The organism is Psychrobacter pulmonis (assembly GCF_904846465.1).
GTDB classification, from domain to species: Bacteria; Pseudomonadota; Gammaproteobacteria; order Pseudomonadales; family Moraxellaceae; genus Psychrobacter; species Psychrobacter faecalis.
Genome location: NZ_CAJHAT010000001.1, coordinates 767,302 through 781,932, shown reverse-complemented (window position 1 = coordinate 781,932; position 14,631 = coordinate 767,302). Strand labels below are relative to the sequence as shown.

Annotated in this window: 12 protein-coding genes and 1 pseudogene; 6 read left to right on the top strand and 7 right to left on the bottom strand. The window is 43.1% G+C overall.

Going from position 1 to position 14,631, the window contains the following annotated elements; genetic code table 11:
* The first annotated feature begins 228 nt into the window (after positions 1–228).
* Positions 229–729 carry a cytochrome c maturation protein CcmE gene (gene ccmE / locus JMX70_RS03350; RefSeq protein WP_144297831.1) on the top strand — a complete coding sequence of 167 codons (501 nt, stop codon included), beginning with the start codon at positions 229–231 and terminating at the stop codon, positions 727–729.
* 94 nt (positions 730–823) lie between these two features.
* Here the strand turns inward: ccmE and JMX70_RS03345 are convergent, their stop codons facing one another.
* The 7 genes from JMX70_RS03345 to JMX70_RS03315 all read right to left on the bottom strand — a co-directional run bounded on the left by JMX70_RS03345 (position 824) and on the right by JMX70_RS03315 (position 9,402).
* Complete coding sequence (locus tag JMX70_RS03345) at positions 824–1,672, bottom strand: aldo/keto reductase (RefSeq protein ID WP_200661776.1); 849 nt, start codon at positions 1,670–1,672, stop codon at positions 824–826.
* A 378-nt stretch (positions 1,673–2,050) separates the two neighbouring features.
* The gene (locus JMX70_RS03340) at positions 2,051–3,037 is read right to left on the bottom strand and encodes a MetQ/NlpA family ABC transporter substrate-binding protein (RefSeq protein ID WP_201589500.1); all 987 of its coding nucleotides are present in this window, start codon (positions 3,035–3,037) and stop codon (positions 2,051–2,053) included.
* A gap of 269 nt (positions 3,038–3,306) precedes the next feature.
* Entirely contained in the window at positions 3,307–3,993 is a 687-nt protein-coding gene (locus tag JMX70_RS03335) for a methionine ABC transporter permease (RefSeq protein WP_201589498.1), read from the bottom strand.
* 17 nt (positions 3,994–4,010) lie between these two features.
* Complete coding sequence (locus JMX70_RS03330) at positions 4,011–4,781, bottom strand: methionine ABC transporter ATP-binding protein (protein ID WP_068403535.1); 771 nt, start codon at positions 4,779–4,781, stop codon at positions 4,011–4,013.
* Between the two features lie 197 nt (positions 4,782–4,978).
* Entirely contained in the window at positions 4,979–7,117 is a 2,139-nt protein-coding gene (locus JMX70_RS03325; RefSeq protein ID WP_201589496.1) for a sensor histidine kinase, read from the bottom strand.
* Positions 7,118–7,223: 106 nt separating this feature from the next.
* A complete protein-coding gene (locus JMX70_RS03320; RefSeq protein ID WP_144296730.1) occupies positions 7,224–7,946 on the bottom strand; it encodes a response regulator transcription factor in 723 nt (240 codons plus the stop codon).
* 253 nt (positions 7,947–8,199) lie between these two features.
* Positions 8,200–9,402: an efflux RND transporter periplasmic adaptor subunit gene (locus JMX70_RS03315; RefSeq protein WP_227671159.1), complete on the bottom strand. Its 1,203-nt coding sequence runs from the start codon at positions 9,400–9,402 to the stop codon at positions 8,200–8,202.
* A 957-nt stretch (positions 9,403–10,359) separates the two neighbouring features.
* Between JMX70_RS03315 and pilG the strand changes: the two genes are divergently transcribed.
* The 5 genes and pseudogenes from pilG to JMX70_RS03290 all read left to right on the top strand — a co-directional run bounded on the left by pilG (position 10,360) and on the right by JMX70_RS03290 (position 14,623).
* A complete protein-coding gene (gene pilG / locus JMX70_RS03310; protein WP_045453505.1) occupies positions 10,360–10,737 on the top strand; it encodes a twitching motility response regulator PilG in 378 nt (125 codons plus the stop codon).
* A gap of 210 nt (positions 10,738–10,947) precedes the next feature.
* On the top strand, positions 10,948–11,310 hold the full coding sequence (locus JMX70_RS03305) for a response regulator (RefSeq protein WP_200661781.1): 363 nt from the start codon (positions 10,948–10,950) through the stop codon (positions 11,308–11,310).
* A 3-nt stretch (positions 11,311–11,313) separates the two neighbouring features.
* A complete protein-coding gene (locus tag JMX70_RS03300) occupies positions 11,314–11,844 on the top strand; it encodes a chemotaxis protein CheW (RefSeq protein WP_201589492.1) in 531 nt (176 codons plus the stop codon).
* 581 nt (positions 11,845–12,425) lie between these two features.
* Positions 12,426–13,430 (top strand): annotated as a pseudogene (locus tag JMX70_RS03295) (methyl-accepting chemotaxis protein); the annotation flags it as partial.
* A 182-nt stretch (positions 13,431–13,612) separates the two neighbouring features.
* Positions 13,613–14,623, top strand: a complete 1,011-nt coding sequence (locus JMX70_RS03290; RefSeq protein ID WP_201589488.1) for a CheR family methyltransferase — start codon at positions 13,613–13,615, stop codon at positions 14,621–14,623.
* Positions 14,624–14,631: the final 8 nt, after the last annotated feature.

Genomic DNA, 14,631 nt, shown 5'->3' with positions numbered 1-14,631 from the left:
ATATCAAATTTTTAGCCTATCAAATAATAATGCCTTACTGGTAAATATATGACCGCATCGGTTGCTAGGGGGCTTATTGATTTGGGCAAAAAATGCTACCATATAGGTATTAGAAAAGTACGGTTGGACGGGCGTATTATTAAGTCAGTCCAATAAGCATTTCTTTAATATTTTTTGTTTTGCAAATGCGTAGTTTGTAAAACAGCGACTCATCAATGAGGTAGTGGTATGAACGCAGTTCGTCGCAAAAAACTGATGTGGGTTATGTTTACGCTTGCAGGGGCGGCGATTGCCGTGGTATTGGTGATTTACGCCATTGGGCAACAGACCGATTACTACTTTGACGCCACCGCCATTGCGCAAGGTGAAGCGCCGCAGGACAAGCGAATCCGCGCTGGCGGCATGGTCGTTGCCGGTAGTGTCCAACGTGCGCCAGACGACCCGTTAAGCGTGGAGTTTGCGATCACCGACTTTGAATCAACCGTACCCGTGACCTATCAAGGTATTTTGCCAGATTTGTTCGCTGAAAACTCAGGCGTGGTAGCAACGGGTAAAATGCAAGGCGACACCTTTGTTGCAGCCGAAGTATTGGCTAAGCATGATGAAAACTATATGCCGCCAGAAGTTGCTAAATCGATGAAAGAAAACAATCGCAATGGCGCAGTGCCTTCTTCTGAGCAATATAATCCTGCAGAAAAAATCCATAAGACCGATACTTTGCAGCAGTAATGGTTATTATAAAAAGTATTCAATATAAGAAAGCCAGTGACCTTTATCACTGGCTTTTTTGTGCTTACTCTCATTTTTACTTTACTATGGCTTACTAATCATCCCATTCTGGTGAATAATCTGGATGCTTGATTTTACGGCCATCGCTACGCGCTAAGCTACCAATTTTCTCGAGTTCATCCGCACTGAGCGTCACCTTGACAGCATCTAAGTTGCCTTGTAAGTGTTCAGGATTGGACGTTTTTGGAATCGCAATACGCTGCTTATCAGATAAAATCCACGCTAGTGAAACTTGCGCTGGCGTAATCCCGTGCTTATCAGCAATTTCCTTAATCACTTCATTATCAAACACATCACCACGCGCGAGCGGCGAGTAAGCTTCTAATAAAATATGGTGATTGTTTAAAAAAGTTTGCAGGGTGTTTTGCTTAATAAAGGGGTGAAACTCAACCTGATTAACGGAAATAGGCACATCAGCATATTTTTTAGCCTCGATAATATTGGCGATATTAAAGTTAGATACCCCAATATTACGAGTCAGCCCTTGTTTTTGTAGCTCGCAAAGCGCTGGCATCGTTTCAGACAAAGGCACGCGATCATCAGGCCAATGCAGCAGCAGTAAATCAACATAATCAGTATCTAAGTTTTCTAACGAACGCTTGGCTGCAGCGATAAGTTTTTCTGGCTCAAACTTCATGTCATCAGGAAATATTTTCGTCGTTAAAAAGAACTTATCACGCGCGACGCCTGATTGCTTAATGCCTTTTCCTACCTCGACTTCATTATCATAAGCTTGGGCAGTATCAATATGCTCATAGCCCATTTGTAGCCCTTGGCTGACCACATCGATACAGTCTTGTCCCGTTGATTGCCATGTACCCAGTCCGAGTACCGGAATGTTCGCTTGTCCAGCGGTGCGAATATTATAAGTTTTAGCACGCATATTATTATCCTTGTTTTTTTGTGATTTATTAATGGTTCTTATCGTTATTAATAGAAAATTTAAGCAGACATATAAATTTCTTAAATTTTATTAAGCATCGATTTCTATTAAATCAAAGCCTATATTAAGGTGCATTCTCTAGTAAGCTTAGCCACTATAAAAAGAAAATAGGATAAGTGAAAGAGTAGTTGACGCTTTCCTACAAACCACAAACAGGCTGTAACGTCATTGCGAGTCGTTGATTGTACCCATTCAATAAAATTTAAGAGCAAAAAAGCCCACTATTCAAAATAATGGGCTTTTTCAAATTAAGGCAATTTTAACTGTAAAAACGTTTTATTTATCCGAACCAATCGTTTTTACAATGGTTAATATTCACTATTGAGCAGCAGCTTCGGTAACTGGTGCAGTATCTGTTGCAGGAGCAGCGGTTGCAGGGGCTGTAGCAGTGTTCTCACCCCAGATTTTTGGGTATTTGTAGCCTGGGAAGCTATCGTGAGCATACTTTTTAAAGGCCTCTGAGTTATAAGCGTTGGTCACGTCTTTAACCCATTTCTTATCTTTATCTGCCGTTTTGATGGCAGACCAGTTGACATAAGCGAAGCTTGGCTCTTGAAATAGCGCTTCAGTCAGCTTAATACCCGCATCGGTTGCGTAGTTGCCATTGATAACAGCAAAGTCTACTTCATCACGCGCACGTGGCAGCTGGGCTGCTTCTAGCTCAACGATTTTGATGTCGTATTTGCTATTATCAGCGATATCAGCTTTTGAGGCGGTCAGTGGATCGATATTGTCTTTTAGCGTGATCCAGCCAAGCTCATCCATCATGACCAATGCACGAGCAAAGTTACTTGGGTCATTAGGCGCAGAAACGCTCATGCCTTTGTAGGCTTCGTCAAGCTTGGTCTTTTTACCAGTATAGATGCCAAGTGGCGCAGTAGGCACTTGGAAAACTTCAACCAAATCAAGATTGTTCTCTTTTTTAAAGGTATCAAGATAAGGCTTATGCTGGAAGACATTGATGTCTAAATCGCCATCAGCTAAAGCAATGTTTGGACGCACATAATCAGTAAAGGTGACCAGCTCAACTTCATAGCCTTGCGCTTCTAACGAGCCTTTTACTTGGTTGCGAACCATATCAGCAAAATCGCCTTCAGTGGTACCGATCACAATCTTGCTATGTTCAGGATCGATATCGTTGCCCGCTGCCGTTTCTGTCGTCGTTGATTCAGTAGCACCTTCAGTGACTGGCTCTTTGCTAGCTTCTGGCGCTGATGAGTTATTACAACCGACCAATACAAGGCCTGATACGCCAACGGTGGCCAATGCGGTCGCGAGTTGACGGCTGATATCTGTTAATTTCATGAAACTTCCTTAATAAGGGGGAGGGAATAGGGATTAAATGTCAACAGTAAAAATCCGCATTAAAAAAGCAACATTATGAATAGTAATGCTGCTAAGTTAAAGGCTGTTAAGATAGTATCAAAATTAAAGGGAATCAGTTACAAAGTCAAGCATTTGCTTAGGATGAATCGGCATTAAACCTTGAGTATTATTCATATTAAACAGTCTTTGCCTCTCAAAATAAAAGGTGAAATCACCATAATAGAGAGGGTAAAGACTAAATTTTTGGCTTAACGTTTATCCAAACGGGTGGCGATCCAATTACCAGACGCCTGAATACCGATAACCATAATCGATAGCATCACAACGATAAAGACCATCACCTCAGTTTGATAGCGATAATAACCGTAACGAATGGCCAAATCACCCAAACCCCCACCACCAATCATACCCGCCGCCGCCGAAAACGACAGTAAGCTGATACATAAAATGGTCACGGACAATACCAAACCTGAGCGCGCTTCATTAAGCAATACTTTGATGATGGTCAAGGGGCGGGCACCCATAGATTCCGTTGCTTCGATAATGCCGCGTGGTACTTCACGCAGATTTTGCTCGACCAGACGCGCAAAGTAAAAGGAGCCGGCAATCGCCAGTACTAGTGACGCGGCAATCGGTCCAATACCCGTACCAACGATGGCTTTGGTAAAAGGACTCATGGCAATCATCAAAATCACAAACGGGAAAGCGCGCATAAAGTTGGTGATCGCACCAAGGACACCATACAAGGTTTTATTTTGCAAAAACTGCCGATCACTGGATAAAAATAAGAATACCCCAAACAGACCGCCGATGACGATGGCGACCGTTGTCGAAATACCCAGCATAATAAAGGTATCGACGAACGCTTGCATAATTTCTTTACGTAGCGCGAGCAGCTTGTCCAATGAGGCGGATAATTCAGCACCAGTTAACATGTCTATTCTCCTGCCTCTTAATCTTCATGAACCAAGCCTTTGCCAATCGGGGTCGTGGCCTGAATCAGGCCGTCGCGGATATCGGCAACCTCGAGCAACTGCCCTTGATGTAACAATGCAGCGCGGTCGCATAGCCTACGAATGACGCTCATCTCATGGGTGACGATGACAATGGTGACGCCAAGCTGCTCATTAATATCACGCAGACAAGTCAATAAGCTGCGTGTGGTTGAAGGATCAAGCGCACTGGTTGGCTCATCAGCCAATAATACTTTTGGGCTAGGCGCGATCGCACGGGCGATACCAACACGCTGTTTTTGTCCGCCTGATAGCTGCGCAGGATAGTGCCCAGCACGGTCAGTCAAATCAACGATTTCTAAGCAGTCCATCACCCGCTTATAAATATCGGCGCGCGGATAACCTGCCACCGTTAAGTTAAAGGCAACATTATCATAGACAGTACGGTTGGACATCAGGTTAAACTGCTGAAAAATCATACCGATATTGTGGCGGGCGATACGTAAATCACTGGCCGATAAGGTGGTCAAGTCGGTACCATCTATGATGACTTGACCGGAATCTGGGCGCTCAAGTAAATTAATCAGACGCAGCAAGGTAGATTTGCCCGCGCCCGAATAACCCATTAAACCAAAGATTTCGCCTTGTTTTACCGTTAAAGACGTCGGCTCAACCGCAGTAAACCAATGTGGCTTGCCGTCTTTATCTTTTATAGACCGGTCGCTTAAAAAGCTTTTGGTCACATCGTTTAAGACAATCATGTCACTCATGGAATGCTCAAAATTTAATAAATATTTTAATGGTTATGAAGCGGTTGCAGGCTCTTTTGCCATTTGTGCGCAAATTAAAATCAACCTTCAATAACCCTATAATAAGGGGCGCTAATATAGCATATTATGCAGCGTTTTGGATATGGACATCCATGATTAACGGATAATCTTGGCTGTAGTCTGGTTAGCTGATGAGATTAGTGACGGCTGTCATGCTGATAATGAGGGTCGTGCTTGACGGGTAATATCACTAAAAATCGCGTATGACCATTGATGGTATCTGTAATGATACGGCCTTGGTGCGCCGTCACTATCTGGGCAACCAACGATAAACCAAGCCCTGAGCCTTTGTTTTTTTGCTGTAAGCGTACAAAGGGGCTAAAGACTTCTTCGCGTTTATTTTCGGGGATACCTTCGCCTTCATCAATCACCGCCAGCACCGCAAATTTTGGTAGCGGGCGTGTTGGCTCAGCTTTCGGCTTTTTGAGATGCTTACTAAATATGCCTTCTTTGCGGGTAGCGTTTGCCGTGTCGCCGTTTTCTTTATTACCGTTTTCTCTATTAGGGTCTTTGGTGGCACTTTTGGCGTCATCCTTCTCAGTACTAACGCTTTTATCCGCTTCTTCTATCTGTTTATTGATAGTCTTGTCATCGATGTCGTCGATGGATGTTTCTTGTTGTTCAGGAACCGCGCGCCAAATAACTTTTTTAATTTTTTCTGTCAAATCAGTGGTAAAGCGCTGATAGGTAAGTAATAACGACGGTTCAACAACGGCTTCGGTTCCAGTGATACTACTTAGGTCATTGTTTCGCTCATTAGATGAGTCAATAGTTTTTGCCGTCGCTGGTTTATCAGTATCTGTGCTGTTATCACTATTCGTGTTGCCATCAATCTCAGCGTCCGCAGTGATGCTTTCACCATTTTTATAAATCACTGGCGCCGGTAATAACGCTGCGGTCGATGCTTCTTCTGTCGACGTTGAGGTGGCTTTATTATCGCTAGGAACAATATTATCGTTAGTAATTGTGCCATCAGCATTTTGCTGGGCGTTTTGATCGGTTTCAAGCGCATGGTTACTATCAGGCGCTTCTTCATCATAATCAAAGTCTGGGCTGTTATAATCGACAAAGCTGCTGCACAGTATGGTTTGCAAAAGATAATCAGGAATAGCGTCGGCTTCATCTAGCGTTTGTACGCCGTAAAGTAATACCGTAACGGGTGGCTTGCCGTGCAGCATAGCATTGGTTAATAAGTTGCGAATTAAATGGGTCAGCATCGACGATTGGCCATCGATGACGATATGCTCGCCAATTAAGGTTGCTTCAGGATAATGCTGGCGTTCTTGGTTCACCAAATCATATAAGTCCAAATGCTCAACTTGTTGTAGCGCATGTCCAGCATCTAAACGACTGACCAGCAAAATACTCTCGACCAAATCATTTAATCCAGACAAATCGCGATTGATGGCTTGGGCGCGCTTATCAAATTTTTCTTTGGTATCACTCGGCAAGGCCCCTGCCAGCATATCCATCATCTCAATCTGTAAGCGAATACGGGTGATGGGCGTACGCAGCTCGTGCGAGGCGTGCGCCAATAGCAGATTATTGGCATTGATTAGGTGTTCAATTTTTTGTGCTGCTTGGTTAAAGCCGCGCGCAAGCGATGCAATCTCATCATTACCGCGGGCGTTGACTCGCACCGTAAAGTCGCCATCGCCCAATTGCGCCATTTGTTGGCTCATCTGATTGATACGCCAAGTAATGGTACGCGCAATCCACCAAAGTACCCCTGCCATGATAAGCAGCAGCAATAGCGTACCAGTAAATAAGTTTAAGGCGGCAGAGAGGACAGGTTTTTTAGGCGGCAAGCGTGATTCGTATAATAGCGTATAACCGGTGCTACTATAAACTTGGGCTTGCTTGGTTGGAGAGGTTTCGGCAAATGAGGGAAAGACGCGCGCCAATAGCGAGGGCGGCGCAGGTAATTCTAACGGCAAATCACTGTTGTCACTTTGCATGAGCAAATGACCTTCATTGTCATATAGCCCCATTTTTGCTTGCAATGATTCATCAAAAATGTCAAAGCTCTTTTTGACCACCGCTAGCATAAAGCGCGCTTGTAAGCGGTTGTCCTTGCTAACGGCAATATTTAACTCATGCAAAAATGGGTCTATTTGGCCCAAAATTTGTGTGGCTAATATCTCCGAGCGAATACCAGCGTCTTTGTCATGTACCAACTGGGTCAATAACACCATCGCTACCGCAAATAAGATAAGTGCCAGCATCACACTGGCAAATAGTTTGGCAAATACGGAACGAAAACCCAGTTGTTGCATTAAATCATCTCTATTATCAAACGCTTATAACTATTTTATTCACGTTATTTTAATAACTTTATTGCAATACGGGCTTAGTTTAATAGCGTTTGATTGCATGTGCTAACTATACCTGATCGGTGGCGAACTGATAACCCACACCGCGTACGGTAATAATACGTTTTGGCTGACGCGGATTGTCTTCGATTAAAGCACGCAGACGCGAAATATGCACGTCAATGGCGCGATCAATGTTATCCGAACTGTCATCGTTTGGCATCGCTTGCCATAATTGCTCACGGTTTAATACTTTGCCCGAGTGGGTAGCAAAATAATGCAGCAGCTGAAACTGATGCGTCGTCAAGCGGACTGGTTGATCATCGATAGTGACTTCATGACTGTCAGGGAAAACGCTTAAACGCCCAAAGGTTAAACTATCAGACTCACTGTCAGCTTGGTTTGGCTGTTCATGACGACGAATGACGGCACGAATACGCGCGAGCAGTTCGCGCGGCTCAAAGGGTTTGGCAATATAATCATCGGCGCCCATCTCTAAACCTAATACACGGTCTGTGGTGTCGCCTTTTGCCGTTAGCATAATAATCGGCACTTTATTGGTCATGTTGTTTTTGTTGCCACGTATCTTTTGGCAAACTTGCATGCCATCCATATCAGGCAGCATCAAATCTAATACCACCAAATCGATGTCACGCTCTTTAGCGTCTAACAAGTCCAAACCTTCTTGACCCAGCCCTGCATGATGTACATCATAATAGTTCATGGTCAGATAATCGCTGATTAATTCGGCTAAATCTGGATCGTCTTCAATTAATAAAATTTGCTTACTCATAATTTTTCCTCTAGTTGTTGTTATAGTTTGTTTAAAATGCTGTTTAAAAATACTGCTTTAAAAGTGCCTATCTACCAATGCTGTCTTTATAAAACTGTTTTTGTAAATAAGCACGCCCTAAATTTTCAATGCCCTTAATTCTCACTAAAAGCGTAATCTCTATTAGTTTACGCTATATTGCCTAAACAGAATGTTATTAAACAAGATAGGCTTTGTTAATGTTTCTACACAATGTAACTACGAGCTTTGGCGCTTATGAAACCACCGCCTTTTTACCTTCAGATTCCACCGGTAAATTCGCCAAACAAATCAAACTGTCATTGGTAATACCGGCAATTAAATACTGTTTGGTCAGCGGGTCATACTCGATGACTTCGACGGGCTGGCGCGTCAAACGCTGGTCTTGTTTGATAATCCAAACGTTAGCATGCAAAGGACGCAGCGGCTTATAAGGCGGTTTGTGCAGCACGGTTAGGTCAACATTGTGCAGCGCGCGCTTAGGAACAATGGTTCCAACTTCTATTTGTCCGTAGTCAACGCGCCCAGTCACCTGCATATCAGGTCGTATTTGGTTGCGACTGACTTCATTATCAACCACATTGACATAAACCAATAGCTGCTTTGGTAACTCAGTGACTGTCAGCTTACTGACCTGACCGGTAAATTTATCTATCAAGCCTTCCGCCGTGAAGTTAACCGTTTGTCCAACGGAGATTTGAGATTTGGCTTCAATTGGTAAGCTTGCGCTAAAATGCAGCTCCGTCCCGTCGCTAAGCTTTAGAAGAGGTTGACGCGGTGCTACTTGTTGGCCGCTTTCGACGTATAGCTTTTCGATATGACCTGCGAAGCTTGCCCGTACCGTTATCAAATTATTCGCCGTTTCTGTATGCTTAGAAGCTTGATTATTGTCTAAGTCGTGACGGCTTGCATTAGCAGAATTTTCTTTATCATCCTCACTATTTTTTTCTGTACTGGGTTTTATATTATCTGAATTCTTAGCAGTGGAGTCTTTTGGCGCCGCTTGAGTACTATTGATGGCAGACGGTTTTGGTTCAGTGGCCGCACCTTTATTATCTGCTACTTCATCTTCTACTTCTAAGGAAGTTGCTACTTCATCATCGGCTTGTTCAGATGACTCTGTTGAGTCAATAGGCGCTGCTTGCCGTCGAACGGTGAATAATGGTGCGCCTTTTTCGACCCGTTGATTTATTTTCACCCACACCTGCTCTACCGTCAGTGCTTGGGCAGCAATTAGGTTTACCTGTTTGATAGGCTCAATCTCACCTTCTAAGCCAAGGCTAGGCTGATAACGGGTTGGTTTGACGCTTAGGATATGATCAGGGGTCATAGTAATGCTATCAGCACGTATGAGCAGGGGCGTGTCAAAGGCCTCGCTATTTTCAGCTGTAACAGGTTCTGACGTAGGCGGGGAGGGCTGGCAGGCGATAAGCAGCATCGCGCCCAAAAGATACGCACCCTTTTTTAATGGGCTAAAAGCTAAAAGTATGGTGCTTGAAAATTTAGCCTTCAAACTCCTTAAATCTATAAAACCTGTCATAGCGATTACCCTTGTCAACGAATTTTTATTATATAGGGAATTATGAGGCGGTGAAATGATTACTCTTATTTACTGATTTTGAATGACGAATTTCAGCGTACTAGGTATCACCCGATAGATTACACGTAAAAATAAATAGTTGAGGATAAGCGTAGTTAATGAGGAGAATTTGGCTAGAGTGATGAATTTACAGTTATTTATTTGAACATAAATTTATTAAATGACTGGAAAAGCGCTCATAACTGTGCTAAAACGAACATAATAAAATATATTGATACATTTTTATGACAAAAGAAAATTATTCGGTAAGGTGTGCCCTAATTCTATATAATGTCCAAAATATAACCGTATTAACGATTGTGCAGGTTCCCATTCAAAAGGGCTTATTTTAAAAGAGTTTATATTGAAAGTGCTGTTTTAAAGGAATTATTTCCTGCTTAATTATTCTACGTTGCTTTTAACGCCATTTTAACAACGATTATAAGGGCAATTGGGAAGCGGAAGAATTGGAAAATAAGCATTTGCAGTTATGACTGGATGGTACGTTTGCGCAAGCTAGTATTACTATCATAAAGCATCAAAAAACTTAAAATGCCGTGCAAATTGCTAAGATAATTCGCCGCAAAGTGCGTATAGTGACGGATGATAGTGCGCTATTAACCATGCTTAGTGAACAAGCAGATACTTAGCGTAAAAACTTAGCTATTTATTTTTATACGAAATATACCAATGGTCTAATTAAGATGACGGCTTATTTCCTTGTATTCGTCACCCAGCTTGACTTAGTATCTTAGTGTGATCGTTCATATTGATAAATAGTACCCCGAATAAATAGTCGTTTATAGGACAGAGATAATGGAAAATAACTTTGATGGTTTAAAAGTAATGGTAATCGATGACTCAAAAACCATTCGCCGTACCGCAGAAACTTTATTGCAAAAAGCGGGTTGCGAAGTCGTCACCGCCATTGACGGTTTTGATGCCTTAGCGAAGATTGTTGATAACAATCCAGATATCATTTTTGTAGATATCATGATGCCACGTTTAGATGGTTATCAGACTTGTGCTTTGATAAAAAATAATCCAGATTATGCGAGCAAACCGGTGATTATGTTGTCATCGAAAGATGGCTTGTTTGATAAAGCCCGCGGCCGCATTGTTGGTTCTGATGAGTATTTGACCAAACCATTTAGTAAAGATGAGCTTTTTGAGGCGATTAACCAGTATCGTTAAATAATCAGTAACGTTAATAGTAGCGCGTCAAAAACCTGCTATAAAAAATAGATTATAAGCTCGGTTATTTAGGTTAACAGTGAGTGCTTGCTGCTTAATTTTTATCTTGATGTAAATCATATTGGCATTCAATCAATGCGATTTATTTTTTAATCGGTTTGTTTTAACAATATATCCTAATGGATATCATCGAAAATAAAGGAAACACCTATGACTACTGTTTTAGTCATTGACGACTCGCCATCTGAGATGGCGAAATTTCGCGACATGCTTTCTAAAAATAACTTTCAAGTATTAGAAGCGAGCAACGGAGAGCAAGGCTGTCAGATGGCCGCCGACCACCTACCAGACGTCATTTTGATGGACGTGGTGATGCCTGAGATGAATGGTTTTCAGGCAACCCGCAAAATTACGCGCGGTAAAACGACTGCTCATATCCCTATTATTATGATCAGTACTAAAAATCAAGAAACAGATCGAGTATGGGGCAAGCGTCAAGGCGCTAAAGAATATATCACCAAACCGATTGATGAAAGTGGTTTGGTCCAGATAATTCGTAAAGTAATGGGGTAGCTTGTGGCATCCAGAGGATTTATTGAGCTGCTGCGTATAGCAGACTTAGCACGCGCGCGCAAAAGTGGTCGCCGCGGCGGCAAGGAGTTTGATTGGCAAGGCGTGGTATTTGAAATTGGCGGTCAGCGTTTGGTGGCACCAATGGGTCAAGTATCAGAAGTATTGTCCATGCCAGAATATACCAGCTTACCTTTAGTAAAGCCTTGGATGCTCGGCATCGCCAACATCCGCGGGCGCTTGTTGCCGTTAACCGATTTGTCGCGGTTTTTACAAGTACCTAGCCGATTGACGCAAATGAGCCAGCGTAAGGTCATTGTCATAGATCACGATAATGTGTTTTCAGGACTGCTGGTCGATCAGGTGCTGGGTATTGAGCAGTTTACCCAAGACCAATATCGAGCAGAAGCGCTTGAACCGAGCTCGCCATTTGCGCCTTATAACCACGGTAAGTTTGTCAAAGATGAGCAAGATTGGTATGTATTTATGCCAAGCTTACTGGCACAGGACTTGCAATATACCGATGCTGCCATCTAGTGGCTGTGAGTAACTAGTAATTAGCTGTTTTTTCTAAATATTGATTTTTGGTAAATACATCAACCTTAATAAACACATCGATTATTAACGGGGTGTTTATTAAAGCAAGAAAAGAACAAAGGCTGACATGGTTTGATGAGATGTCAGCATTCATACAGGCTTTGTGAATCACTGTTGTTTTGATGGCAATATGATTTCAGAGTCAGTCACGATACGACTTTGACGATTGTTTGAAAGGAATAGGCACGATGAGTGATGTTATAAACAACCCTGTAGCTGGTACGAATAAAACAACGACAGATGCTAATAGTAAATGGAAGCTGTTATTAGGGCTTTGTGCTTTAGTGAGCGTGGCTTGTCTGTTTTGGCTGGTCAATTCACTGTCGTCGGTCAGCCAATATTTAAGCAATTTTAATCAATCAGTCATCTTGCCTGTGATTGTTTTTGTGGTAGGTGTACTGGGCATTTTATTTGCTTTATACCAATTACTCAAACAACGCGGCGGCTCAGAGCGTTTATTGATTGAAAAAGAAACCTTACGCCGTCGTCAAGAAGCAGAAGCGGAGTCTGAGCGCGCGCGCCAAATTCAAGAAGAGAACGAGCGTAACCAGATTGCAATTTTGCGTCTACTAGATGAGTTGGGCGATTTGGCAGATGGTGACTTAACAGTAAACGCGACGGTATCGGAAGATTTTACTGGTGCGATTGCTGACTCTGTGAACTTCGCAATTGACCAATTACGCCAATTAGTACTGGTTATTAACAGTACTGCTGAGCGTGTCTCGCAGTCCTCAGAGCAAACGCAGATGAATGCAGTTGAGCTTGCTGAAGCTTCAGAGCACCAAGCACAAGAAATTGCTGGGGTATCTGCGGCGATTAATGAGATGACAGTCTCGATTGACCAAGTGTCAAATAACGCTTCAGAATCGGCGACGGTTGCACAGCGTTCGGTTGCCATTGCTTATAACGGCGCGGAAGTTGTACAGCGCTCGATAGAAGGTATGAACGTGATTCGCGATCAGATTCAAGAAACCTCAAAACGTATCAAGCGTCTCGGTGAGTCTTCGCAAGAGATTGGTGATATCGTTGGTCTAATTAACGATATTGCTGACCAAACCAACGTCTTGGCATTGAATGCTGCGATTCAGGCATCGATGGCAGGGGAAGCAGGTCGAGGCTTTGCGGTTGTTGCCGATGAGGTTCAGCGTCTTGCTGAGCGTTCAGCAAACGCAACCAAACAGATCGAAACGCTGGTAAAAACCATTCAGGCCGACACCAGTGAAGCAGTGATGTCAATGGAATCAACAACTTCTGAAGTAGTACGTGGTGCCCGTTTGGCAAAAGATGCGGGTGAAGCACTAGAAGAGGTGCAAACGGTTTCAAATACCTTGGCGGACCTGATTCAAAACATCTCTAACGCCGCGCTACAACAGGCCGAGTCTGCAGGTCATATTTCGCATACCATGAATATTATTCAAGATATTACTTCGCAAACCTCGTCTGGTTCGATGGCAACAGCGCGCTCTATTGGCGAGCTGAGCGAAATGGCGGCGGCACTGCAAGAGTCGGTCACCGGCTTTAAGGTCTCTAATGATGACGAGCAGTTGGAGCAAGAGCTTAGCGAAGATGAGTATTTAGAAGTTGATGAAAGTGTTTCGGCGAGCATGTAATTTCTAGTTATCAGCTTATGACTGTGATATTGAAATATTAACCAAGCAGTTGCTCTACTCGTTTTTTCTTTTGAGCAACACTATTAATAGCAGGTCACGTGAATAATCATACTCAAAAAGACAGTCTGATGATAAATAAAGCTGACGCTTTGGTAGCCGAGGCTTTGTGGGATGATGTTGCTTTTGATACTGAGCAATGGCAACGCTATATAGAACAAGAGATTGGTTTTATATTGCCAAATGTTCAACGTAAATGGTTGGTCAACGCCGTCAGCCAAACGGCACTGGGCTATGGTTTGAGCATCATACAATTATGGCATCAGTTACCGATTAATCATGAGCTGCGCCAGCAATTGTTAGATAAAGTGCTCATTCATGAAAGCCGCTTTTTTCGCCATCTGCCTTCTATAGAGTTTATCACTGATTATGCCTTGCAATGGCAACGAGAGCAGCTTCAACGAGTGCGGCTGATCAATAATACTAGCTGCAATGCTAATGGTAGCAGCGCTAGTATTGATGCCAGCAATCCTGATGATTTATTCCGTATCTGGAGCGTCGGCTGTGCCAGTGGGCAAGAAACTTGGTCGCTGGCCATGAGTTTGGCCGCAAAGCAGCTGACCAATTATCGTATATTAGGGACTGACGTCAGTCAGCAAGCTTTAAAAAAAGCACGTTTAGGTCAGTATGATAATAAGCAACTGGCTTTGATTCCGCAAGATTGCCAGCAATTTATTCAACCATTGCGGCCAGCAAGTATCGTTGAAGAATTACGTTTTATGCCTGTGTCTATGCAAAAAAATACAGAGAAAAACGCTCGTACCCACTGGCAGGTGATGCCAACGCTAAAACAGCATGTACGCTTTGCTTTACACAACATTATCGACAAAAAACCGCCAACGCCGCATTTACAACAAGTCATTGTCTGCCAAAACATGCTGCTTTATTTTCGTAAGTTTGATCAGCGCGATATATTAGCGCGGTTATCAGAGCAGTGCGCAGTAGGCGGTTATATTATATTGGCTCCAGGTGAGGCGTTATTTTGGCGTCCTTCAAACATGCGCCGTATTGCGCACCCACAGATTAACGCCTGGCAAAAAACCAGTGCCTAAATTAGCGC

Excerpts from the sequence above, each read along its gene's own strand:
- ccmE (WP_144297831.1), top strand. The coding sequence starts at position 229 with ATGAACGCAGTTCGTCGCAAAAAACTGATGTGGGTTATGTTTACGCTT.
- JMX70_RS03345 (WP_200661776.1), bottom strand. The coding sequence starts at position 1,672 with ATGCGTGCTAAAACTTATAATATTCGCACCGCTGGACAAGCGAACATT.
- JMX70_RS03340 (WP_201589500.1), bottom strand. The coding sequence starts at position 3,037 with ATGAAATTAACAGATATCAGCCGTCAACTCGCGACCGCATTGGCCACC.
- JMX70_RS03335 (WP_201589498.1), bottom strand. The coding sequence starts at position 3,993 with ATGTTAACTGGTGCTGAATTATCCGCCTCATTGGACAAGCTGCTCGCG.
- JMX70_RS03330 (WP_068403535.1), bottom strand. The coding sequence starts at position 4,781 with ATGAGTGACATGATTGTCTTAAACGATGTGACCAAAAGCTTTTTAAGC.
- JMX70_RS03325 (WP_201589496.1), bottom strand. The coding sequence starts at position 7,117 with ATGCAACAACTGGGTTTTCGTTCCGTATTTGCCAAACTATTTGCCAGT.
- JMX70_RS03320 (WP_144296730.1), bottom strand. The coding sequence starts at position 7,946 with ATGAGTAAGCAAATTTTATTAATTGAAGACGATCCAGATTTAGCCGAA.
- JMX70_RS03315 (WP_227671159.1), bottom strand. The coding sequence starts at position 9,402 with ATGCTGCTTATCGCCTGCCAGCCCTCCCCGCCTACGTCAGAACCTGTT.
- pilG (WP_045453505.1), top strand. The coding sequence starts at position 10,360 with ATGGAAAATAACTTTGATGGTTTAAAAGTAATGGTAATCGATGACTCA.
- JMX70_RS03305 (WP_200661781.1), top strand. The coding sequence starts at position 10,948 with ATGACTACTGTTTTAGTCATTGACGACTCGCCATCTGAGATGGCGAAA.